At 61.1% G+C, this 22,942-nt stretch carries 19 protein-coding genes and 1 tRNA gene; 10 read left to right on the top strand and 10 right to left on the bottom strand.

Annotated features, from left to right (window positions below; genetic code table 11):
- Positions 1-46: 46 nt before the first annotated feature.
- The 8 genes from ACR0BA_RS09830 to ACR0BA_RS09795 all read right to left on the bottom strand — a co-directional run bounded on the left by ACR0BA_RS09830 (position 47) and on the right by ACR0BA_RS09795 (position 11,501).
- On the bottom strand, positions 47-2,188 hold the full coding sequence (locus ACR0BA_RS09830; RefSeq protein ID WP_480727705.1) for a serine/threonine-protein kinase: 2,142 nt from the start codon (positions 2,186-2,188) through the stop codon (positions 47-49).
- A gap of 340 nt (positions 2,189-2,528) precedes the next feature.
- Positions 2,529-3,812, bottom strand: a complete 1,284-nt coding sequence (locus ACR0BA_RS09825; protein WP_480727703.1) for a dynamin family protein — start codon at positions 3,810-3,812, stop codon at positions 2,529-2,531.
- Positions 3,809-5,851 (bottom strand): dynamin family protein, encoded by a 2,043-nt coding sequence (locus ACR0BA_RS09820; protein WP_170367236.1) that lies wholly within the window; start codon positions 5,849-5,851, stop codon positions 3,809-3,811. The genes ACR0BA_RS09825 and ACR0BA_RS09820 overlap by 4 nt, the downstream gene beginning before the upstream one ends.
- Before the next feature lie 71 nt (positions 5,852-5,922).
- A complete protein-coding gene (locus ACR0BA_RS09815; RefSeq protein WP_480727701.1) occupies positions 5,923-6,777 on the bottom strand; it encodes a hypothetical protein in 855 nt (284 codons plus the stop codon).
- Positions 6,778-6,803: 26 nt separating this feature from the next.
- A complete protein-coding gene (locus ACR0BA_RS09810) occupies positions 6,804-7,205 on the bottom strand; it encodes a hypothetical protein (RefSeq protein ID WP_170367238.1) in 402 nt (133 codons plus the stop codon).
- A gap of 126 nt (positions 7,206-7,331) precedes the next feature.
- The gene (locus tag ACR0BA_RS09805) at positions 7,332-9,050 is read right to left on the bottom strand and encodes a dynamin family protein (protein ID WP_480727699.1); all 1,719 of its coding nucleotides are present in this window, start codon (positions 9,048-9,050) and stop codon (positions 7,332-7,334) included.
- A gap of 7 nt (positions 9,051-9,057) precedes the next feature.
- Positions 9,058-11,070, bottom strand: coding sequence for a dynamin family protein (locus tag ACR0BA_RS09800; protein WP_480727697.1), 2,013 nt, complete (start codon positions 11,068-11,070; stop codon positions 9,058-9,060).
- A 2-nt stretch (positions 11,071-11,072) separates the two neighbouring features.
- Entirely contained in the window at positions 11,073-11,501 is a 429-nt protein-coding gene (locus ACR0BA_RS09795; RefSeq protein WP_093963272.1) for a hypothetical protein, read from the bottom strand.
- A 738-nt stretch (positions 11,502-12,239) separates the two neighbouring features.
- Between ACR0BA_RS09795 and ACR0BA_RS09790 the strand changes: the two genes are divergently transcribed.
- A tRNA-Leu gene (locus ACR0BA_RS09790) sits at positions 12,240-12,324 on the top strand.
- Positions 12,325-12,368: 44 nt separating this feature from the next.
- Here ACR0BA_RS09790 and ACR0BA_RS09785 read toward each other — a convergent pair.
- Positions 12,369-12,890 carry a winged helix DNA-binding protein gene (locus tag ACR0BA_RS09785; RefSeq protein WP_093963275.1) on the bottom strand — a complete coding sequence of 174 codons (522 nt, stop codon included), beginning with the start codon at positions 12,888-12,890 and terminating at the stop codon, positions 12,369-12,371.
- A 182-nt stretch (positions 12,891-13,072) separates the two neighbouring features.
- Here ACR0BA_RS09785 and ACR0BA_RS09780 point away from each other — a divergent pair, with 182 nt between their 5' ends.
- From ACR0BA_RS09780 to ACR0BA_RS09755, 6 genes are all read left to right on the top strand, one after another.
- Entirely contained in the window at positions 13,073-14,044 is a 972-nt protein-coding gene (locus ACR0BA_RS09780) for a TRAP transporter substrate-binding protein (protein ID WP_170582766.1), read from the top strand.
- Positions 14,045-14,108: 64 nt separating this feature from the next.
- Positions 14,109-14,660: a TRAP transporter small permease gene (locus ACR0BA_RS09775; protein WP_480727695.1), complete on the top strand. Its 552-nt coding sequence runs from the start codon at positions 14,109-14,111 to the stop codon at positions 14,658-14,660.
- Positions 14,661-14,669: 9 nt separating this feature from the next.
- A complete protein-coding gene (locus ACR0BA_RS09770; RefSeq protein WP_170391549.1) occupies positions 14,670-15,965 on the top strand; it encodes a TRAP transporter large permease in 1,296 nt (431 codons plus the stop codon).
- 8 nt (positions 15,966-15,973) lie between these two features.
- Positions 15,974-16,702, top strand: a complete 729-nt coding sequence (locus ACR0BA_RS09765) for a 5-oxoprolinase subunit B family protein (RefSeq protein WP_480727692.1) — start codon at positions 15,974-15,976, stop codon at positions 16,700-16,702.
- A complete protein-coding gene (locus ACR0BA_RS09760; protein WP_480727691.1) occupies positions 16,699-17,715 on the top strand; it encodes a 5-oxoprolinase subunit C family protein in 1,017 nt (338 codons plus the stop codon). The genes ACR0BA_RS09765 and ACR0BA_RS09760 overlap by 4 nt, the downstream gene beginning before the upstream one ends.
- Before the next feature lie 16 nt (positions 17,716-17,731).
- On the top strand, positions 17,732-18,505 hold the full coding sequence (locus tag ACR0BA_RS09755) for a LamB/YcsF family protein (protein ID WP_480727688.1): 774 nt from the start codon (positions 17,732-17,734) through the stop codon (positions 18,503-18,505).
- Positions 18,506-18,527: 22 nt separating this feature from the next.
- Here the strand turns inward: ACR0BA_RS09755 and ACR0BA_RS09750 are convergent, their stop codons facing one another.
- Positions 18,528-19,541 (bottom strand): LacI family DNA-binding transcriptional regulator, encoded by a 1,014-nt coding sequence (locus ACR0BA_RS09750; protein WP_170359559.1) that lies wholly within the window; start codon positions 19,539-19,541, stop codon positions 18,528-18,530.
- 218 nt (positions 19,542-19,759) lie between these two features.
- Here ACR0BA_RS09750 and ACR0BA_RS09745 point away from each other — a divergent pair, with 218 nt between their 5' ends.
- The 3 genes from ACR0BA_RS09745 to ACR0BA_RS09735 all read left to right on the top strand — a co-directional run bounded on the left by ACR0BA_RS09745 (position 19,760) and on the right by ACR0BA_RS09735 (position 22,933).
- The gene (locus tag ACR0BA_RS09745) at positions 19,760-21,067 is read left to right on the top strand and encodes an extracellular solute-binding protein (protein WP_437342651.1); all 1,308 of its coding nucleotides are present in this window, start codon (positions 19,760-19,762) and stop codon (positions 21,065-21,067) included.
- Positions 21,068-21,130: 63 nt separating this feature from the next.
- Entirely contained in the window at positions 21,131-22,012 is an 882-nt protein-coding gene (locus ACR0BA_RS09740) for an ABC transporter permease subunit (protein ID WP_093963282.1), read from the top strand.
- Between the two features lie 36 nt (positions 22,013-22,048).
- On the top strand, positions 22,049-22,933 hold the full coding sequence (locus ACR0BA_RS09735; protein WP_170391668.1) for an ABC transporter permease subunit: 885 nt from the start codon (positions 22,049-22,051) through the stop codon (positions 22,931-22,933).
- Positions 22,934-22,942 lie beyond the last annotated feature (9 nt).

Raw genomic sequence — 22,942 nt, 5'->3', positions numbered from 1 at the left:
CCCCTCAGCAAACACAAACTGGCGGATCAAATACGTACCGGTCTGATCACTCCTGCGCCAAAGGCATCACGGCGGTTGTTTCCGCCCCGCTTCTAAGCACAACCAAACGTGCTTCGGGCTTGTTTTCGGAAACCAACGCGTTCAGCGCGGTATCCAGACTGTCGGCAGCAATCATCTCAGTTCCCGAGACAGTCTCGCTGACAAGAATGTCGCCGGTCTGCAGGCCACCTGCCGTTGCGGCCGGTGCTCCGGCAACAACCGTCTGCCATTCGGGCAAATCGGCGCCGCGGGCTTCGAACGAGTAACCGTTGGCCAGCCCGAACTCGCGGATTGCGGGCAGGGCCAGCAGGCCGTTCTGCGCGCGGGTCTGTCCGATGGGGCGATACCGCGCCGCGACACGGATATAGCCGTCCGGGTCAACCTGAAGGTTGTCCAGAACCTGTGCGGCAAGCGTCGTTCCGGCGCGCACAGGGCTGCCGTTCAGGGTATAGATCGCTGCGCCTCGCTGAACCCATTCACCGATCGTGGACATGTCCTGGTCGGCATCCACACCGGTGATGGCGATGATGTTTCCGGTCGAAGCGCGCCGCTGCGAAGTCGAGAACGGGATTTTGACATCCCAATGGGCATAGCTGACTTGGGTCTCGGCCAGATTGACCGGAGCGCTCGGTGCAACCGCCGCCACTTCGATAGGTTCTTCGGGCTGAGCCACTTCTTCCTGTGTTTCCACCGCCGGCGGTGTGACAGCCGCTGCGGCCTGCTCGACAGGCTGGTCTTCTGCCACCTGCTGTTCTGTTTCGGTTGCTGCTGCGGTTTCTTCTACCTTGGTCGTTTCGGGTGCGATCACTGGTTCGGCCGTCTGCGTTTCGGCAGGTTCGGCCGTCTCGGTGGGCGTCGCGGTCTGGATCGGTGTCGGGTCCGTCTCGGTCGAGCCGCCGGACATCACGAAGAATCCACCAGCGGCCAAAATCGCGATTGCGGCGACACCCGCGATCAACTTGCCGTTGCCGCCCGATCCTTTTTGGACGACCGTGTCCACTGCCGTTGCAGGCTCGTCCTTCTGGGCAAAACTTGCCGGGCCGTCGTCGTTCTTTTCGCCATGCCCAAGAGCCAGATCGGAATTGCCGGCCAGCAGGGCTGTTACCACCGCTTCGGCATTTTCGCTTTCCGCCTTGATACGGGCCTTTTCGGCCTCTTCGTCCTTGCGGTCCAAGGCGACAATTACCGAAACGGGGCGATAGGCAAAGCTGTCGAATTCGACACCGGGGCCGCGGAACATCCGCAACCAGTCCAGTGCGGATTGAAGGCGGTCGGTCGCGTGGACCTCCATGGCCTTGTCGATCGCCTCAAGGAAGCCATCCGGGTAACCCTGGAAGCGACCGGTCAGCGGCTGATAGGGATCTTTCTGGCCGTTGTTGAAGGCATTCAGGCGCGATTGGCCGTCGATCGGGCGCTCGCCGCTGATCGCGTGGTAGAGCGTTGCCGCCAACACATACAAGTCGCTGCTGGGACCCTGCTCCGAGCCGCGCACGTAGAACTCGTGCGGCGAGTACCCGTCTTTAATCACTCGAAGCGTCAACAGGGCCGCCGATTGGTTGGCGGCCTGCTCGCGTGCGGCGCCAAAGTCGATCAAGATTGGTTCGCCGTTTTCGTCGATCAGGATGTTGTCGGGCGAAATGTCCCGATGCAGCATCCCGCTTTGGTGGATGAACGACACCGCGGACAGCATCTTTTCGGTGACTTGGACGATAAAGTCCGGGCCGGTTTCGGTCTTGGGGTCCTCGATGTAATCCAGCAGATCGCATCCGCGGATCAGGTCCATCGCGATATATGCAGTATCGTTGTCTTCAAAGACCTGGTGCACGTCGACGATATTGGGGTGGACCAGGCGAGCATGGTTGCGGGCTTCCTGAATGAACAGGTCGATGATCGCGCGCAGGTCGTCCTTGAAGGCCGGATCATTGGGTTCGACCAGGTCACCGTTGCGGCGGCACAAGGCACCCGGATAGCATTCCTTGATGACCACATCGCGTTCCAGGCTGTCACGCGCCAAATACGTGATGCCGAACCCGCCATTGCTGAGGAAGCGAAGAATTTCGTACTGGCCGCGGAGCAGTTTCGCGCCCGGTTGCAGACCTTGAATTTGAGGTTCGTCGTGCGATGCACCGACAGCCTGGTTGTGGTTCATTTCTTCCCGCCCATCATTCCAAAAACTTGCGGCCAAAATAACCGGGCAATCAGCCCGCGAACACACAACCAACACAACCGCAGGACACTTGAGAACGGTTAGACGTTTCAAATTTGACTTTAATGGGGCCGCCTCGTGGCTTCACTAAGAACGGTTTCGGGCGCAGATCAATATATTGATCTAGAAGCTGATAGAGTACATATATGTAGTGTCTCCCGGCGAACAAAAAGGATTCAGTCCGGGCGCCAGACGACCCATGGTCCACGGATTCGAAACAATGGAATCATGATTCCAGTGTTAACGATTCGCCGCGCCGCGGCTCAATCTTTGCGGGAATGACTCAGGTTCCGGTCTTCGGAGGGGCCGAAGCGACCGTGCTGCCGGCCCACGCCAGGTTGTCGCTGAGCTGCGCCAGTATGCTGATCGCATCCTTGAGTGGCCCTTCGCCGCTCTCGAATTGAAGCAGCAGAAGCAGGTCGGTGGCCTTTTCGAACTCGCCCGGAATCCAGTCGGCTTCGGGATCGATCTCGGACCCGTTTTCCAGCCGTTCCGCAAAATCCTCGACAATTTCCTGACAGCTTTGCAGGAAGGCGGCCGGTTCGATGTCCGAACTGTCGCGCAGGTCTTCGTAAATGCTGGCGATCGCCGCCAGCCAGTCTTCGAGGATCGGGTTGTCCAGCGGCGGCAGCGCAGATTCCAGACTGGGCTGTACCGTTCTGGTGTCCGAGGCTGCGGCTTCGCCCGCGCCGGTCAATGTCTCCAAGAACGGCAGGAAGTCAGCGGCAAGGTCCTGCCGCGCGGCCTCCAGATCCGTTCGGCGGCGATGCGATGCAATTTCAAGCACCTTCTCCGCAAGGTGCTGGCCGCCGCAGGTTTCCCACAAGGCGAAGTCCGGTTCCGGCTCTTGCGCCATGGCGCGAACGGCAACTGGTGTCCCGATCGGTACGATCGCGCGGAACATGCCCGACTTCTCCTTCTCCAACCGCGACAGAACGCGATCGAGGGCGTCGCGGACAGGGGGCAGGTCCGTGTGAGTGACGGCTAGCAAGCTGTTGTCGCGCAGGTTTTGCGGGACTTGTGCCCACAAATGGCGCTCGGTCTCGCGCCAAGCGTTGGTTCCGTTCGTGCACCAGATGGCGCAATCGACGAATTTCAACAAATCAAGCGTTTGTTTGTAAGTGTCGTCCAGCGCACCGGAGCCGGGCAGGTCGAACAACGAGATTTCGCGCAGGGCAGGGGTGTTCAGCCCCACCGAGATAAAATCAGGATTGTCGGCCGCGGCCTTTTCCAGGGCGATGCCGGAATAAACCTTTGGCTCGCGGTCCCACCACCCAACGGTCGTTTCAGGCGTGTCCGCATAGGTGACAATCACCAGAGGCAATTTCAGATGTTGCGGACCCGTGGGCAGGATGTCAGCTCCGGCGAGCATGTTGGCAAGACTGGACTTCCCGGCGCCGAATTCCCCTGCAAAACCGATTGAGACCGCGTTTGACAACCGCTCGGCGTGGGACTGTGCCCGCGCGCGCATGCCGTCCAACTCGGGCGTGGACGGAAGGCGTTCGGTTGCGGTCAGAAAACGGTCAAGCTGACGCACTTCCGTCTCGGTTCCGGGAAATTCAATCACTCGGCGGCCTCCGCTTGTCGTTCGTCGCTGTGTTCAGCGCCAAAGGTCGATTGCAATTCGTCCGCGATCCGGCGTGCGCGGTCGAAATCGACCTGCGCCTGGGTGCGCTCACATGTCTCGCCCGTCGCGGTGCGGTTTTCAAGATGCCCGGCGAGCAGGGCCAGGAAATGGTCCAGAGCGGTATTCAGGCGCTCCAGCAGGTTCTCACGCGCGGTATCGATCAGATCGTCTCCAATCATCTCGAATTCCTGCACGATCATGCGCTCGGCGCGAGAGACGACGGATTTCCGCGAAATCAGACGCGACAACCAGTTCACCCGCAACTCGACCGTAATCCCTCGGGTCAATGCGGTGGTATCCGGACGGAACCAGCGCACGGCACTGGTGTTCATACGGCTGTCGGTCGGCTCCTGCCAGCCCGGCAGGGACCGCAGAGACGCGTTGGCCTGCATGTCGATGGCATAGAGTTCGCTGAGCATCCGCTGCCGAATGACCTGAGTCGCACCCTGCACCAGTTCGCGCATGCGTTCGCGCAACGGTGTAAAGTTCAGTTCGGTTGCGCCACCTTTGGCAAGCAACGGGGATTGCCCGTCGGGTCCGCGCACAACCGATACGACGGCTTCGGCCACGGTGTCATCCATCACACCACGCAAGTTTGCCAGAACATCATCCATGTCGCGGGTGATTTCTGCGGTTTTGTCCGATACCAGCTTGCGCAACTCGGCGAGGGTCTTGTCATTCTCGCCAGCCGCATCGTCCGAAGGTTGGCCATCTTCTTCCAGCGCGCGGAGTCGGGCCTTGCTGCGTTCCAGCTCGCCCTGAGCAAAGCCGTTCAGGTGTTGCCACGCCATACGCAGTTGTTCGTTGCGCGGGCCGTCAGTCAGCGCGGTGGTGACATGCCGGCGCAGATCGGGCAAGCCCGAGGCGATCATCGCGGCATACCGCAGAACCGCCTCGCGGCTTATGGGGCCGGGGCCGCGTTTGATCTCTTCGACGCCGGCAAGGTACTGCTTCATCTGTTCGGGATGCGCCCGCAGCCAGGCGAGGATGTGATCGTGGTTGACGCCGGTTTCGTCCCCGGTCAGTGCGTAATGCGCCCACTGAGCGCTGCCCATCAGAACGTCGATGCTGGACTTCCCCAGCGCCTTTTCCAACCCGTCCAAAACGTCGGCGCGCACTTTCGCCGCGTCTTCCGCACCGCCGCCCAATTCGTCGACCCTGTTGATGAAAACCACGATCTGACCCAGCTCAAGCGCCTGCATCAGCCGGAACAGTTTCAAATCGGCGCGCGAAAGGGCCTGGTGCGCGGACAGAACCACGACGAAAAAGTCGGATTCCTTGAGGTACTGGCGCGAGATCTCTTCGCGGATCAACAGCGGATCATTGACGCCGGGCGTGTCGGTCACGGTCAGCGGGAACGGGAAGTGTCCAAGATCAAAATACACCTCGGCCTTGCGGGTGATGTCGCTGTACAAACCCCGGTCCGATCCCGGATCATGTTCGGCTTCGTCGGTCGGATCATCCCCGGCGCAGACATAGCGGGCAAGGTCATCAGACGTCAGTTCTTCGAGGTCGTGATGCTGGCCCATCAGCTGTTCGAAACTGTCACCCAGGCGCAGACGAGCGCGGTTTTTCATCGCCTCGACCTGCTCCTCGATCATCTCGCGCTTATAGCTGTCCTCATCGTCGGGGAACATGTTGCGCAGTTCTTCGCCTTCGGCGATCAGCGCCTGCCATTGGCGGTTGTCGAAGAAATGGAATTCGGCCCCCGATGTGCGCCCGGAGGGATGACCGAAATGCATGTCGGTGATCACGGTCGTCCACGGGTTCACGTCCGACGGCAGAAATTCTGCCTGTCCCGTAAAGCCGTTGATCAGGCGGGACTTCCCGGCCTTGATCTGCCCGACGAATGCAATCGATGGTTTCAGGCCGCTGAGATCGTCAACGATGCGAGAGATGAACTGACAGGTCTCGTCATTGCTCACCTCTTTCATTTCGCTGGCGATCCGGATCAATTCCCGGCGGTTGGTTTCACTCATAACACTACCCTAAAAACTGGTACCCAAGATTTGCTTCAAACTTAACTTCAACTGTCGCGAAAGCGGTGTCATCAGACCGACTCCCGCAGAGATTTCCACAGGTTGACGACGGCACCCAGCTTGCGCGCGTCATGTACGGCGGCGGCTGTATTGCGACCATCCCGGACCAGAGCGACACCCGCGCCCTTGCCACCTGACGGCCGCATGACGATCAGTTGCGGCTGTTCGAGCAGCCCGGCATTGTCCGCATCCCATCCCGCCAGGTCCTGTGCGAACCGGGTCAACAGATCATCCGAAGGGTGAAGAGGCTGGCCATCGGCGCACAGGCCATCGAACTGGTGGGTCGCCCCCTCGGCACTTGTCAGCAGACGTCCCATGGCGAACCGCTCGGCGCCGTCGAAGAAAGCCGCGGCTACACTGAGTTCTGCACTTTCAGCGCTGTCCTGCTCTTTCGTGTCCTCGACGGGATCCGGGACAACCGAAACCCGCGGCTCTGACGGCAGAACGAGCTCGGCACAGGCTTTCTGCATCTCGCTGAAAGTGATGCCGACGTCATCCGCCTCCAGCGGCCCGTCCGGTTTCAGCGACACCACTTCGATCGGAGGGGCGATCGCTGCCAGGTCGGACACGAGCCGCGCCAGCTTTTCGATCAGCGCTTCGCGCGGTTCGGTTTCGAAATCCGGAAGGGCGCCGGTGCTTGCGGAATAAACATCCGTGATCCGAGAGCTGTTCACCTCGATCGCCAGGATCGTTCCGTTCTGGGCGTTGAACTCCAAGCGTCTTGGAAGAACCGTTCCTCGGATCAGGTTCAGTATGCTGGCCCGCCGGGCCTCGGCCGTGTCCCCGGTTAACCGAACGGCCGGCGACAAACGGGGCGTCGCAGACCGCCCGATGTTTTCGAGCATGTCGATTATGTCTGTCGCCATCATGCCGTGACCCCCTCTGGTCCCGTCTAAACTGCGGCCGCTACCGGCCCCAGGCTGAGATGTGATTTCGTAAGCGTCAGCCCGATATTCGCGCTGTCGCGGCAGATGTAGCAGACCACGTGTTCCGGATAGGCCCGGGTCCGCATGAAGATGTGTAGCCGGTCGTTCGAAAACACCGAGATTTCCCCAAATCCCGGGTTCTCCGGATCTTGTAGTCCGGCCGAGGCCAACAGCGCTTCGAATGCTTGAACGCCCCGGCCCTGAAACAGATTTGCCACCGCAATGGCGAGGGTTTCCAAGGCTGCACCATCCTCGGTCCCGGTTGCCGACATGCCCAGAAGCATGCCCGTTTCCATGTCGACATATCCCGCTGCGATGCAGTCGGGAATGGTCTCCATGGCGGTGGTCAATGCGGCGTCAATCGTCATCTAAAGCTCTGTTATCCCTTATTAAGCCCAAAGGCGCAGCGGTTCGAAACCGTCGCGCCGCTGAGTAGCATTGCCGTTCGGGATGGGAAACGGTTTACCGTTTCCAACGTGTCCCATGAGGCCCGGTTACAACACATGCCACTCCGCCCTGTCTTTCGGATTTGGCACCGGTTGAATCCTGTCCTGTTCGTCGCGCCCGGTGTGCTCGTGAGCGATCTTGTCGAACTCCTCAAGAAAGGCCTGGAACACGGCGTGCAGCCCGTCCACGTCTTGGGGGATATCTTCACTGGCCGCGATTTCCCGCCACATCGCCGCCGCGCTGAGCGGAGCTCCTGCCGGCACGCTCAAAAGGTGTTCCAGCGAGGTTTCGCCTTCGCCGACCTGCTCACAAGGCACTTCGGGTTCCTGGTCTTCAGGGGTCTGGGCCGAAATCAAGCCGTTCGATTCCGGCTCAGGTTCATAGGTCGTGGCATCGTCACCCTGTTGCTGGGACAACAGCGAAGCAATGGACGAGACCGAGTCTTCGACACTGGGTGCCGAGGTCTCGTCCTGTTCGTCTGCTGCCGGCGCGGGGGACTCGCCAACCAAACGTTCTGACAGCGTGGCCAGCAGGTCTTCGTCCTGGGCACCCTGATCGTTGGTCTGGTCATCGGCGTCTGCGACCAGCATTTCGTCGTCCTCGAAATCGAGCGTATCGTCATCGACCTCGTCAAAGTCTTCGTCGTCCAGCTGAGTCACCGCAATCGAAGTTGCGGCGACGCTGAGCCGATCCTCATCCTCGTCCCGGAACAAGGCCCGCAAATCGTCATCGGGCACCGGCGACATTTCGGCGCGCAAACGGTCGGCGTCATCCGGGTTGATCCGCTCACGTTCGGTCGACTCGCCGCGGCGCTCCACCCGGGCCGGTCGAACCGGGAAGGTTGCGATCACATCGTCCGAGTTCCGGACCGCTTCGAATCCATCATCCTGATCCAGCGGGTTGGTCAACTTGAAAGGCGCGGGCTCTTCCGCTGCGGTCTGGCGATCGGATCGTTCGGGCCGCACCGGTTGGACCGGGGGCGTGCCGGCGAGGCTCTTGTCTATCTGGTAGCGGGCGAGCTTTTCCGCACGGCTGTCCATGATCTGCTCGGTGATCTCGAGAAAGCTGTCGATCATCTTGCCGCCGCCGCTGCGCGACCACAGCTCGGCGTCGCCCGTTTTGTCACGCGCGATGATCGCGTCACGGGCGGAAAACAGGATTGTCCGATTGAACAGGTGTCCAGCTTCGCGGTTGATGCGGCGGAGCACTTTCTGGCGGTCTTTCAGATCCAGTGCGTCCGCGCGCGTGACCAACAGAAGCGAGTTGTGCTGAAGCCGTTCCGGCAACGAAACCCACGTGGCGCGTTCGGTCTCACGCCAGGCTTGGGTCGAGTGGGTACACCACAGCACCCCGTTGGCCTGACCCACCGCACGGCGCCAGACATCGGCCTGGATTTTGGGGTCTGAAATGCCGGGCGTGTCGATCAGGTCGACGGCCTCGAGAATGTCCGCTTCAAGATAGATGCGGATGAACTGCGCGTCGTTGACGCCCACCTTGTCCAATTCGCCCAAACCAATCGGAGAAGTGGTCCCGTCATGGCGCTGGACGTAAGCGGGTTTATTGCCCCAACTGAACCAGACCGGCGGCAGCTGGGTGGCCGTCACCTGCGTCGGTAGGGCCTGCTTGCGCAGCAGGAAGTTCATGAGCGTGGACTTGCCTGCGCTGAACTCTCCCATCAGCGCAAAAACTGGTTTGCGGCGGGACCACTGCTCGATGCGTTCCCATGCCCGAGGAGAGACGAAGCGGATTTGTGAATCTTTTGCCATGGCTTTCTTACGCTGCTTCGTTGCTGAGGTCTTTGAGGATATCGCCGAGGATTTCGTCACGAGATTTCTTCGGCTCGAGCCCGGCCATCAGGTCCGGGGAGGTGCCCGGTGCCTTCTCGGCCGATTGCGAGATGCTCAGAAGGGTTTCCTGCTGCTCGCGCATGAAATCCGACAGGACGGCCCGAACATTTTCCAGAACGGCTGCGATCTGGGTTTCTTCAAGGTCCTTGGTGATCGAATTGGCTTCTGATGCGATAAGGCGGGTGTAGTCCGCCGCATAGGCTTCAAACCCTTTGCGGCGTTGCCACCAGCGTCGCCACCATGTGCTTTGAAGGTCCAGGGCGATCGTTCGGCCAATGCCCAATGGAGGCGGTACGCGCGGCACAATGGGCGCCTCGATGCTGAATTCGCCCAAGTGGTTACCCAGAAGCTTCTGATACAGGGCCTCGACATCCGCGGCGGCTGCGGAATACAGCGCGCCGGCGTCCTTGCGCATTGCGCGGGCAAAGCTGAAATAGGCGGCCTTCTGCAGGGTACGAAGCCCGGCCGGGTCGTATTGCCAGGTGCCCTGTTCGCCGTTCTGCTCGAGATGCGCGATCAACGAGTCCGTTGCACGTTTGACGAAGTTTGCCTCGGCCGAAGCCAGACGTTCCAACACCTTGTCGCGCAGGGACGTCGTGAGGGCGGCAGCTTTCTTGTCATATTCGGCCGCGACGGTGGCGATCGCATCTTCGGGTGACACGCCGTCAAGATCGCGAACAACGCCGTCTCCGCCCGACAGGCTCTTTGCGACCGAGGTGGCGCGAATCTGACTTGCGATGTTGCGGGCGCGGTGACGGACACGGTCCAGAAGGCGCGTGCCTGCGCCTTGTGCGATCCGTTCGTTCATGGCCAACAGCAGGTCAGGCAGACCAGAAAGGGCCCAGATCTTGTCCAGCGATGCGGCCTGATCACCAAAACCGGCGGCCAGATAGAACGTGTTGAGGGCCTGGCGGGAATCGTCGGTGAGAATATCGGGGTTGCCGGTCAGTGCAGCCTCGGCCCACAACGCACTTCCGAAAACGACACTGGTGCTTGTGTCGATGCCATTCTGCTTGAGCGTGTCCTGAATGCGGTCGCGAATTTCGGGGACTTGCTTGACCGGGTCGGTCAGTTCGTCGATCCGGTTGACGAACAGGACGATCTGCCGGTTCTCGAACTGCGCGATGATCCGCATCAGCGCCATGTCCATCGTGGTCAGCGCCTGGCTTGCCGCCAAGACCACGACGCAGACTTCCGATCCGCGCAGGCTGCGCAGAGTGATCTGTTCGCGCACCATGAACGTGTCGTTGACGCCCGGCGTGTCGCACAGTTTCAGCGCGATCGGGTACTGCGGAATGTCCATATACAATTCCGCGGCTTTGGTCACGTCGGCGAACCGGCCCGTTTTCGGATTGATGTCCGGATCGTCTTCGTCACCCAGGCAGACATAGCGCTGGATCAGCTCTTCGTCGAAATAGTCATACTGGTGGCTTTGGCCCAGGATCAGGTCGAAGTGCTTGCCCAGGCGTTCCTCGGACTTGGCCTTCATCTGCGCGATCTGACGGCGGATGTCCTCCATCTCGTCGTCGGCGCCTGCGCGATTGGCCAGTTCGCCCAAACGGCCACCGCCGACCATAAGATTGTCCCATTCTTCCTGCTCGAAGAAGGTGAACTTGGATCTGTATTCACCGGGCATGCGGGTGTTGATGTTCAGCGTGGTCACGACCGAGGTCCACGGGTTCACATCCGACGGCAGCAGACCGGGCCGACCGGCGAGAATGTTGACGATCGAAGATTTGCCCGCCTTCACCTGGCCGACGAAAGTGACGCTGGCGGTGAAGTTTTCCATACGGGTCTTGAGCGTGGCCAGCCGCGCAGTCGAGCGCGCATCCGCCACCTCTGTCAGTTGGTCGATCTGTGTCGTCAGTGCGGACATGGCTTCCGACATCGGCGCCAATGCCTCGTTTCCTACAGACAAAAGGTGGTCGTTGCGGGCCATGTTCAGCCTCCGGTTCCGGTTGCAGCGATTTGGGTATGCCCGGATTCCGTCAAACTGGCAGGCGCCATGCCTGAAAAGCTGTCGATCCGGGCGATCAGTTCGAGAGCGTTGCCCAGCATCTCGGCCTCGGTTCCGGGCGAGATGGTATCGAAGGCGCGCGAATCGGCCAGCACTTCGATCGAGCTGAACCGGGTTCCATTGTCCAGGCGCGCGACCCGTCGTCCGGTCGGAAACCCATTGGATTTGGCCGATGGAAGGGGCATTCGCGCATTTGCCAACAGGTATTCGTTGCCCTCATGCGTCTTCAGGGCAATGCCGAAACCCGTGTTCGGGAATTGCTGGTTGAGGTTTTTGAGCTCGCCGACAAAGCTTTCTCTTGCAAGAAAGACGACGTCTTGCTCGGTGGCAGCGGAGTTGATCTGTTCGGTCACGACTGAGACCCTTGTACTGGAGTTGAGCAAAAAACTCGTACGGTGCCGAAAAGGCGAAAAAGACTCATTAACTCCTTGGTAGACAGAATTACCTTCATCGCGGTGTTATTTTGACGTGATTGAGATATTTTGGCGTTTGAAATGTGGCGCAATTATGGTGGCCGTTGCATGACAATGCCGCAACTTCAGGATGTATAAACCAAAACAGGCAAGACTGCCGGGCTTGGATCAGGGGTGTGTTTCGGCGTGCGATTGGGTTAGTCGTGATGAATTCGACAGATAGCTAGTGTTTTGTAAAATAGATGAAAAATAGAAAACCAGATCAGAGGTTGAGTGCACGCCACGGCAGAAGGCGGAGGGACCGAATTGCTATGGGTTCAGTGTGGGGTTGATGAGGGTGGTCGAGACGTCCCCATGCGACCCACAACGTCAGCGAGAATTTTGTATTTTTTGAAAAATTGGGAATGTGTCCAAAAACAGAACAATTATGGCGTTTTGTTTCGTTCCGAAAACGACGGGTTTCAGCCTTAAGAATTCCATTTGGCGATAAAAATAAACCGGGAAGCCGGATGCCACACATTCTGGCGCCGTTGCGCGGGTCGATCTCCCCCTCGCCTAGGTCATTTCCATTGTTTCCGAACGGGGGTCAATATTCCGTCGCAGACGGCAAGATTTCCTCTCGCGCTTGTCCAAAAGGTTTGTTATCAGCCCTTCCATTCGGCGCGTCGGCGCCGTGTTGCGGGTGTGGCGAAATTGGTAGACGCACCAGATTTAGGTTCTGGCGCCGCAAGGCGTGGGGGTTCAAGTCCCTCCACCCGCACCATTTTCTTTCTTACCGATCATGCTGCGTGGGCGGATGCTGAGGCGCTACAAAGATGCCGCCGCGCGGCTGGCTTGGTCATAGTGGCCGGACAGGGCCCGCAGGTCGCGGGCCAGGTCCCTCAGATCCGGGCCCGACAGGTCGGTGGCTGACAGCCCCTCCAGCAGGCATTGCTGGCGGACTTTCCGGTAGGCATCGCATAGCTCCACTCCCTCGGGCGAGGTGCGGTAGAACACCTCTTTCCCACGCTTTTCCGACGTCAGAAGCCCAGCCTTCAGCAGTTTCCGCAGGGCGTAGTTCACGGTGTGGCTGTCCTCGATGTTCAGAAGAAAGCAGATGTCGGTCAGGCGCTTGTCGCGTCCGCGGTGATTGACATTGTGCAGGATCAGGATGTCGAGCGGTCCCAGATCGGCCTGCCCGGCTGCGGCCATGCATCGGGTCATCCAGCGTGAGAACGCATTGTAGACAATGATCAGGCCGAATTCGAGTTCGGAAAGTTCCCAGCCTTCGCCCTCGGCCAGGTGGCGAGAGGAAACGATGCGGCGTGTGTCGGGGGAAGAATCGGTCATATTGCGGCCTTTTGATCTGCAAAACGCTGAGAAATTATCAGTGTTTTGGCATGGAGCGCGTATGTTTTCAACGTGTTGACCTTTGAAGTTTTCAGCGTCTTGGTTAAAACGATAACAAAACGTTGACAAATCGCAAACGTTGAGTCAGCTTCTGCGCCAGTACTCAAGCAGGGAGAGCCAAAATGAAAATGATGAAAATTGCCGGTGGCGCGGTTGCCGCGCTGGCCGGGTTGGCCATGCAGGTGCAGGCCGAGACCTGGGACATGCCGACGCCCTATCCGGACGCCACCTTCCATACCGTGAACATCCACGACTTCGCCAAGGACGTGGCTGCGGCCACCGACGGCGCCCTTGAAATCAAGGTCCATTCCGCCGGGTCGCTGTTCAAGCACCCCGAGATCAGCAAGGCAGTTCGCAGCGGCCAGGTGCCCGTCGGAGAGTTTTTCCTGTCGTTGCTGGCCAATGACAACCCGGCCTTCGGAGCGGACTCGCTGCCGTTTCTAGCCACCAACTATGACGATGCCCGAAAACTGTGGGCGGCACAGAAGGACGTGATCAACGGTCTGTTGGACGAACAGGGCATGATGGTGCTGTACGCCGTGCCGTGGCCGCCGCAGGGTCTGTACACGACCAAGGAAATCAACAGCGTGGATGACCTGGCGGGCCTGAAGTTCCGCACCTACAACGCCACGCTGGAAGAATTCGCCAACCTGGCGGGCGCTGCGCCCACACAGGTCGAGGTTCCGGACATTCCACAGGCCTTCAGCACCGGCCGGGTCGAAGCGATGATCACTTCGCCCTCGACCGGGGTGAACTCGAAGGCGTGGGACTTTCTGACCCACTACACCGACATCCAGGCCTGGATTCCCAAAAACGTGGTCGTGGTGAACAAGCGCGCCTTCCGCCGTCTGGATGACGCGACCCAGGCCGCCGTTCTCGAGGCTGCCGCCGCCGCCGAAGCCCGCGGCTGGGAAATGAGCCAGGCCGAGACCGCCAAGCAGACCGCAGTTCTGCAGGAAAACGGCATCACCGTGGTACAGCCATCCGAAGAGTTGATGGCTGGCCTGCGTGAAATCGGCGCGCAGATGCTCGAAAACTGGAAGGCCAACGCCGGCGAGGACGGTGCCGCGTTGCTGCAGGCCTATCAGCAGTAAACGACCCGAACCGGCCGGGCGCCAAACGCCCGGCCGGGTTCGACAACAAGGGGAGGGGATGGCGATGCTGCGGCGCAGTCTTGATTTCATCTATCGTGCGGCCGGCGGATTGGCGGCGCTGTTCATTCTGGCCATCGTCGTGCTGGTCTTTGCGCAGGTCGGGCTGAACCTGGCCGACAAGATCTGGGCCGCGCTGACCGGGCGGGGCGTGGGTCTGACCATCCCGTCCTATGCCGATTTCACCGGATTCTTTCTGGCCGCATCCAGCTTTCTGGCGCTGGCCTATACGCTGCGCGCCGGCGGGCATATCCGGGTGACGCTGCTGATCGGGCGAATGCCCAAGGGGCCGCGCCGCCTGACCGAGATCTGCGTGGTGACAATTGCCCTGGCCATGAGCGCCTATGCCACCTGGTATCTGGGCTTGCTGGTGCTGGAATCTCTGGAATATGGCGACCGCAGCCCGGGCATGGTCTCGGTGCCGTTGTGGATCGTGCAGATGCCGGTCCTGCTGGGGCTGGCCATCCTGACTCTTGCCCTGTTCGACGAACTTGTCGGTCTGCTGGCGGGCCACGCGCCCAGCTGGGACGGCAAGGGCGAAAACCTTCTGAGCGAATAGGGCCAGCAGATGTCGATTGCCACGCTTTCCATCATTCTTCTTGTTCTGTTGTTCGCCTTTCTGGGGTCGGGCTTGTGGGTGGCGTTTTCGCTGCTGGGGGTCGGGATCGCGGCGATGGCGCTGTTCTCCGATGCGCCGCTGGGGCTGGTCATGGCGACCACCTTGTGGGGGCACAGCAATTCCTGGGCGCTGGCAGCGCTGCCGCTGTTCATCTGGATGGGCGAGATCCTGTTCCGCTCGCGCCTGTCCGAGGACATGTTCACCGGCCTGTCGCCCTGGATGAACCGGCTGCCGGGGCAGTTGCTGCATGTGAACGTCTTTGCCTGCGGGATCTTTGCGGCTGTGTCCGGGTCGTCGGCGGCCACGGCGGCCACGATCGGCAAGCTGTCGATCCCGGAACTCTCGCGCCGCGGCTATCCCGAGAAGATGATCATCGGCACGCTGGCCGGCTCGGCCACGCTGGGCCTGCTGATCCCGCCGTCAATCATCCTGATCGTCTATGGCGTGGCGACCGAGCAATCCATCGCCCGCCTGTTCGTGGCCGGAGTTCTGCCGGGACTGCTTCTGGTGGGGCTGTTCGTGGGCTATGTCGCAATCTGGGCGCTGATCAACCGCGCCAACCTGCCCACCGAGGACATCCGGGCGAGTTTCGCGGAAAAACTGCGTCGCTCGCGCCGACTGGTGCCGGTGATACTGCTGATCGTCGGTGTGATCGGCTCGATCTATGCCGGGATAGCCTCGCCCACCGATGCGGCCGCCGTGGGCGTGGTGCTGGCGCTGCTGCTGTCCTGGCGCGAGGGCACGTTGACCCGCGCCAGCTTCGTCGACGGGCTGATGGGGGCCACCGTGACCTCGTGCATGATTGCCTTCATCCTTGCAGGGGCCTCGTTCCTGACCGTGGCGATGGGCTTCACCGGCATTCCGCGCGTGTTGGCAGAATGGATCGGGTCGCTGGGCCTGTCCACCTTCACGCTGCTGGCGGCACTGACCGTGTTCTTCGTGATCATGGGATGCTTTCTGGACGGGATCTCGGTTGTGGTGCTTACGGCTTCGGTCATCATGCCGATGGTGATGCAGGCGGGGATCGACCCGCTGTGGTTCGGCATCTTCCTGGTGATCGTGGTCGAGATGTCGCAGATTACTCCGCCCGTGGGCTTCAACCTGTTCGTGCTGCAATCGCTGACCGGGCGCGACATCCTGCGGGTGGCCCATGCGGCGCTGCCGTTCTTCTTCTTGATGATCGTGGCGCTGGTGATCATCGTGGCTTTTCCCGGCATCGTGACCTATCTGCCGAACCAGATGTGACGGGGGCGATGCAGGATTTTCCAATCATACGTACCGCCGGCGTGGACGGGCTGTTGATCAGCTTTGCCGCCGCACTCAGCGAACCGGCCAACCGCGCAGCGCTCGCCTTTCGCGCCGCGCTCGAGGCGGAGGGCTGGGCGGGGGTCGAGGAAACCTCGTCCTCGCTGGTCTCGGCCTTCGTCCGGTTCGATCCGCTGCGCCTGACACACGCCACGTTGCACCGGCAGGTGCAGACGCTGTTGGACCAGCGCGACTGGTACGCTGCCGACCTGCCCGGCGGGCACAGGTTCTGGCGGGTGCCCACCGTCTTTGGCACGGATCTGGCGCCGCAGCTGGGGCAGGCGGCGCAGGCGGCGGGCCTGTCCGAGGCCGAGGCGGTCCGGTCGCTGTCCGAGGCGCGGGTACGGGTGCAGACCATCGGCTTTGCTCCCGGTCAGCCATATCTGGGTGAGTTGCCGCCCGCCTGGGACATCCCCCGGCAAAAGGAGTTGACCCCGCGCGTACCCGAAGGCGCGCTGGTGGTGGCGCTGCGGCAGCTTGTGCTGTTCTCGGTCACCACGCCGACCGGATGGCAACATGTGGGCCAGACCGCCATCCGTTTGTTCCAGCCTGATATGCCCCAACCCTTCCTGCTGCGCCCCGGGGATGAGGTGCAGTTCACCCCCGCCGACCCGGAAACGCTGGCGCGGATGCGCAGCGATCCGCGCGGCGGCGCCAGTTGCGAGCCGTTGGCATGAGCGCGCATCTGACCATATTGCGCGCGGGGCCCGGCCTGACGGTGCAGGACATGGGGCGACCCGGGTATCTGGACATGGGCCTGTCGCGCGGTGGTGCGGTGGACCGGCTTGCATTGGCCGAAGGCGCAGCGCTGCTGGGACAGGCCGACAGTCTTGCCGCCCTGGAAATGGCCGGTATGGGCGGCGAATTTCAGGCTGATCAGGACCTGCGCATCGCCCTGACTGGCGCGCGGATGCGGGCGCAGATCGACGGCGCGACCGCAGTCTGGAACGCCTCGCACCTCCTGCCTGCGGGCGCCCGGCTCAGCATTGGGCCGGCCGTAGCCGGCAGCTATGGATACCTCAGCATCGGCGGCGGGGTGCAGGGCGACCCGGTTCTTGGCGCCCGTTCGGCGCATCTGACGGCGGGGATCGGAGCCGTGCTGAAGGCGGGGGACCGGCTGGCGATCGGCCTGGACGCGGGCGGTGCAACCGGCATGACCTTCGACCCCGAGGACCGGTTCTCGGGCGGTGAAATCCACATCGTGGCAAGTTTCCAGACCGACCTGTTCGCCGCCGACGTTCTGGAGCGGCTGCAAAACACCGCGTTTCGCCGGGACGCGCGCGCCAACCGCATGGGCGTGCGGCTGGAAAGCGACGGACCAGGCTTTCATGTCTCTGGCGGGCGCAGCGTGCTGTCGGAAACCATCGTGCCGGGTGACATCCAGGTCACCGGCGACGGCACGCCCTTCGTGCTGTTGGCCGAGTGCCAGACCACCGGCGGTTATCCCCGCATCGGCACCGTTCTGCCCTGCGACCTGCCCAAGGTGGCGCAGGCCCCGGCCGGGGCCGACCTGCGGTTCCGTTTCGTGTCGCTGGACGAAGCGGTGACTGCCGAGCGCGCTGCGGCGCAAGCCCGCGCCGCGCTACCCCGGGCGCTACGCCCGCTGATCCGCGATCCGCGCAGCATGTCCGACCTGCTATCCTATCAACTGATCAGCGGCGCCATCGCCCGCGAAGAGGACGTTTTGTAGAAAAGGAGCCTGTGCCATGGCACATCAAGTCGATCTGAACGCCGATATGGGCGAAAGCTTTGGCCCCTGGAAAATGGGCGATGACGCGGCGCTGCTGAAGATCGTGACGTCGGCCAACGTGGCCTGCGGGTTTCATGCGGGCGACTGGGACGTGATGGCCACGACGATGGCGCAGGCGGTCGAAAACGGCGTGGGCATCGGCGCGCATCCCGGCTTTGCCGATCTGCACGGCTTTGGGCGTCAGCGGATGCACTATCCCCTGCCGTCGCTGCAGAACCTGATCCGCTATCAGGTCGGCGCGGCGCAGGCGATGGCACGGGCAACCGGCGGGCAGGTGCGTCATCTGAAACTGCACGGTGCGCTGGCTAACATGGCATCCGAGGATCAGGCGATGGCACGTGCCTGCTACGAGGCCGCGTTGTCGGTGGCTCCGGATCTGATCATCATGGTTCTGGCCGGAACCGCCCAGCAACGCGCCGCGCGCGACCTGGGCTGTCCGGTGGCCTGCGAGATCTTTGCCGATCGCGCCTACAACGACGACGCCACGCTGGTCGACCGCAGCCTGCCCGGCGCGGTGATCCACGACCCCGACCGCGCCGCCACCCGCATGGTCGAGATGGTCAAGGCCGGGGCGATCATCACCGAAAGCGGCAAGCATATCCCGACCCGCATCGACACGATCTGCCTGCATGGAGACACGCCCACGGCGGTGTCGATTGCGGCCGGTGTCCGCCATGCCCTGCAGAAGAGCGGGGTTGAGCTCAAGCAGTTCGCCGGTGGCCCTGCCTAGGCTTCTCGATCGACGCGGCTGTTCAATGCGTCTCGCGTTCGATGACGCTGGGGTCCAAAAAGATACTCTCTTCGGGACGTCCGGGATCGACGAGCCTACGCTCCAGCAACGCGATGATCGCGTCAACGGCGGCGTCGATGGGGTTCCGGACTGTCGTCAGGCGGAATGTTGGCCATTTCGCCATGGCGATGTCGTCGAAACCAACAATCGCCAAATCGCCGGGTACGTTCAGAGACAGATCGCGCGCAGCCGATAGCGCCCCGATCGCCGTGGCGTCATTGGCGCAGACAAGCGCATCCAGAGAGGCGCGGGACAACAGACTGCGCGCGGCGCCGTATCCGCTGTCGACCGAGTAGTCAGTCGGGTGTTCGGCCACGAGGTCAAGCCCCGCCCGATCCAGCGCCTGGAGGACCCCGGCGCGTCGCCGTGAAGACGAATAGAACTCCTCGGGTCCGCTGAGAAACCCGAACCGGCGCCGCCCCCGGCTGATCAGCAAGTCGGTGATCATGGTCATGCCATCGGCATTGCGGCAGCAGACATTGTCGACACGGGGCCCTTGAACGGGACGGCCTGACGAGATCATCGGGATGCCGAACCGCGCACATCTGTCGACGATCTCTTCGGACATGCTGCCGCCGCGCAGAATCAATGCGTCCAACGGATAGCGCAGCAGCTCTCGCAGCGCCTGATCCGTGTTGGCGCCGGTTCGGTCGATCAGAATGGGCCATTTCTTCAACCCGCTCAGGGCCTGGGCCAGTTCACCGACAAAGGCCGAGTCGTAGGGGCTGCGCATGTTGCCGACGAAGACGGCGACCAAATTTGATTGCCCGGCCTTGAGGCCAGCGGCCAGGGCATTCGGCTGATACCCGGTATCGGCTGCGATCTTGAGGATCCGTCGGCGCTTCTCGGAATCGACATAGGCACCGGGCGTGAAAGCGCGCGAAACAGCTGAACGCGAGACGCCCGCAAGGTCCGCAACGGTCTGGGCCGTTGCGCGCCGGGGGCGTTTTGCGTCCTTGTTTCTCTCGCTACACATGCGGTTTGCGTTTCGCCTGTTCAGAGGGTTTCAACATTCTTGCAATGAATCGAATCTTTCATCAAACTGTCACGGTTGGAAGCTAGTGAACACGTGTGCACATTTTGCGAAAGGTGTCAGCCTTTTTCTGGATGTGAAATATGTCATCGGGAAAATACCCCATAGTTTCCAGGGCTTTGGCCCGCCCGTAGGGGCGCAACATGAATCGGAGGAACTACATGATAAACGTCAAAACAGGTGCTGCTGCTGCCGCGTTCGCGATGATGGCGAATACGGTCTCGGCCGAAGTCGAGATTACGTGGTGGCACGCCATGGGAGGAGCCCTGGGTGACACCGTCAACCAGATTGCCGAGGATTTCAACGCGTCCCAGGACGACTACAAGATCACGCCGGTTTTCAAGGGCACGTATGAAGAGACCCTGACCGCCGGCATCGCCGCATTCCGTGCGGGTGAACAGCCAAACGTCCTGCAGGTATTCGACGCCGGCGCCGCCACCGTGATTGGCGCAAAGGGTGCGACCGTTCCGGTTCAGGACCTGCTGGAGCAGAATGGCGTTGCGTTCGACATCGAGGACTATATCTCCGGCGTTCGCTACTTCTATGCCGACAGCGACGGCAAGATGATCGGGATGCCGTTCAACTCGTCCTCGCCCATCATGTATTACAACGTCGATGCGCTGGAAAAAGCGGGTGTGACACCGCCGAAAACCTGGGAAGAGTTCCAGACCGTGACGGCGCCGGCGCTGAAAGAGGCCGGCTATATCGGCCTGTCGCAGTCGCATCTGCCCTGGATCTTCACCGAGAACTTCCATTCGCGCCACGACCTGCCGTTCGCCACCAACGACAACGGCTATGAAGGCGCTGACGGCACCAAGATTCTTGTCAACAACGACGCGATCAAGGCACACTTCACAGCCGTCAAAGACTGGAAGGACAACGGGTTCTTCGAATGGTACGGCACCGGCTGGAGCGACAACCAGACCCCGTTCGAAGAAGGCAAGGTTGCCATCTGGCTGGGCTCGTCCGGTTCGTTCGGCGGCCTGTCCAAGAAGGACCTGCCGTTTGAGTTTTCGGCCACCTTCCTGCCCTATTGGGAAGCTGTGACCAAAGAACCCAAGCAGACCTTCATCGGTGGCGCGGCCCTGTTCGCGATGGCCGGCAAGAGCGACGAGGAAAACAAGGCCACCGCGGCATTCTTCGAGTTCCTGACCAAGCCCGAAACCCAGTACATGTGGCACCGCGAGACCGGCTATGTTCCGATCACCACCGCCGCCTATGAAATGGCGAAGGGCGATGGTCACTATGACCGTGCTCCGGCCGCCGAAGTCGGCATCAAGCAGCTGTCGCTGCCTGCTGGTGAAAACACCAAGGGCTATCGCATGGGCTTCTACGTCCAGATCCGCGACGTGATGAACCGCGAATATGGCCGGATCCTGACGGGTGAAACCTCGGTCGAGGACGCCTTCAAGGCAATCGAGGACGAAGCCAACGGTCTGCTCGAGCGTTTCGCAAAAACCCAGAGCTGATCCCACTCGCCAAGAAACGGGCGGTCGCAGAAGTGCGACCGTCCTCCCTTTTTCGGAGTTTTCATGAAACGCGCTGGTTTTTCCACTCGCTGGCTGCCGGTTCTTCTGCTGTTGCCGCAGCTGTTGATCATCGCGGTCTTTTTCTACTGGCCTGCCGCTCACGCGGTGCAGTCTTCGTTCTTCCTTCAGGATCCGTTCGGGTTTGGGTCGACCTTCGTCGGGCTGGACAACTACAGCGACCTTGCCGGGAATTCCGAGTATCTCAGCATTGCCTGGTTCACGGTGATCTTCACCGTTCTGGTGACGTTCTTTTCGCTTTCGATCGCGTTATTGCTGGCCGTGAAGGCCGACAATGTGCTGCGCGGCGCCAAGACCTATCGCACGCTGCTGATGTGGGTCTATGCTGTGGCGCCGCCGGTGGCGGGTTTCATCGGCCTGATCCTGTTCAACCAGAGCTGGGGGCCATTGACCGAACTGGCGCGCTCGATCGGGTGGGATTTCAAACTGGGCGTGAATTTCAATGACACCGCCACCGCGATGGTTATCGTTTCGGTCTGGAAACAGGTTCCGGTGAACTTCATCTTCTTTCTGTCTGGCCTGCAATCGATCCCGCGATCGGTGCGTGAGGCGGCTTTGATCGACAACCGCTCATCCACGGGCCGGTTCTGGGACGTGACTTTCCCCCTGCTGGCGCCGACCGGGTTTTTCCTGCTGATCATCAATATCACCTACGCATTGTTTGATACTTTCGGTGTGATCGACACGATGGTGAAGGGTGAGCCGGGCAACAACCCGATGACGTTGGTCTACAAGGTCTATGTGGACGGCTTCCGCGGCAACGACCTGGGTGGCAGCTCGGCGCAGTCGGTTGTTCTGATGGTGCTGGTTCTGGCCCTGACGGTGTTCCAGTTCCGGCTGGTCGAGCGCCGCATCCACTACACGTAAGGAGGGCAGACAATGACCGAAGCACATACCCCTGCGATGGCGTCCGCCACTTCATCCACCCAAACGCGAAAGCGCGGCATCCGACTGTCCACGATCCTGGATCACACGATTCTGATCGTCGGATCGTTGTTCATGATGCTGCCGCTGTTGATGATCTTCCAGATGACGACCGTTCCGGATGTCGAGGTGATCAAGACCGGACCCAGCCTGACGATCGGGGACGAACTTGGCCCCAACTTCCAGAAAGCAATGTTCGAGGCCTCGGGCTTTTCCGGCCAGAACACGGGCATGAACATGCTCAAAAACTCGTTCATCCTGGGCATCGGTTTTGCGCTCGGAAAGATCATCATCGGCATGATGGCGGCCTATGCGATCGTCTATTTCCGGCTGCGCTTCGCCACGCTGGCTTTCTGGGTGATCTTCACCACGTTGTTGCTGCCGCTCGAGGTGCGCATTCTGCCCTCGTACGAAGTGGTGCAGAAACTGGGCATGCTGAACACCTATCAGGGCCTCATCATCCCGCTGATCGCCTCGGCGACCGCCACGTTCTTCTTCCGGCAGTTCTTCCGCTCGGTTCCAGAAGAGTTGGTCGAGGCCGCGCGGATCGATGGCGCCGGCCCGGTGAAATTCTTCATCGACATCCTGGTGCCGCTGTCGCGTACGATGATTGCGGCGATGTTCATCATCATGTTCGTGTTCGGGTGGAACCAGTATCTGTGGCCCACCATGATCACCACCGAAGAGGACATGTTCACCCTGGTGCGCGGGATCAAGCAGATCACGCAGGTGCTGGAGGGCAACCGCATTCCCGAATACGGCCGGGCCAACCTGCTGGCGATCATCGCCATCATCCCCCCGGTCATGGTCGTCATCTTTTTCCAAAGCTGGTTCGTCAAGGGCCTGACGGAATCCGACAAGTAAGGCAGAATC

This window comes from Ruegeria sp. CI5, assembly GCF_056536885.1.
Note: the sequence above shows the minus strand (reverse complement) of the source record. Positions and strands in the feature narration are given on the sequence as shown.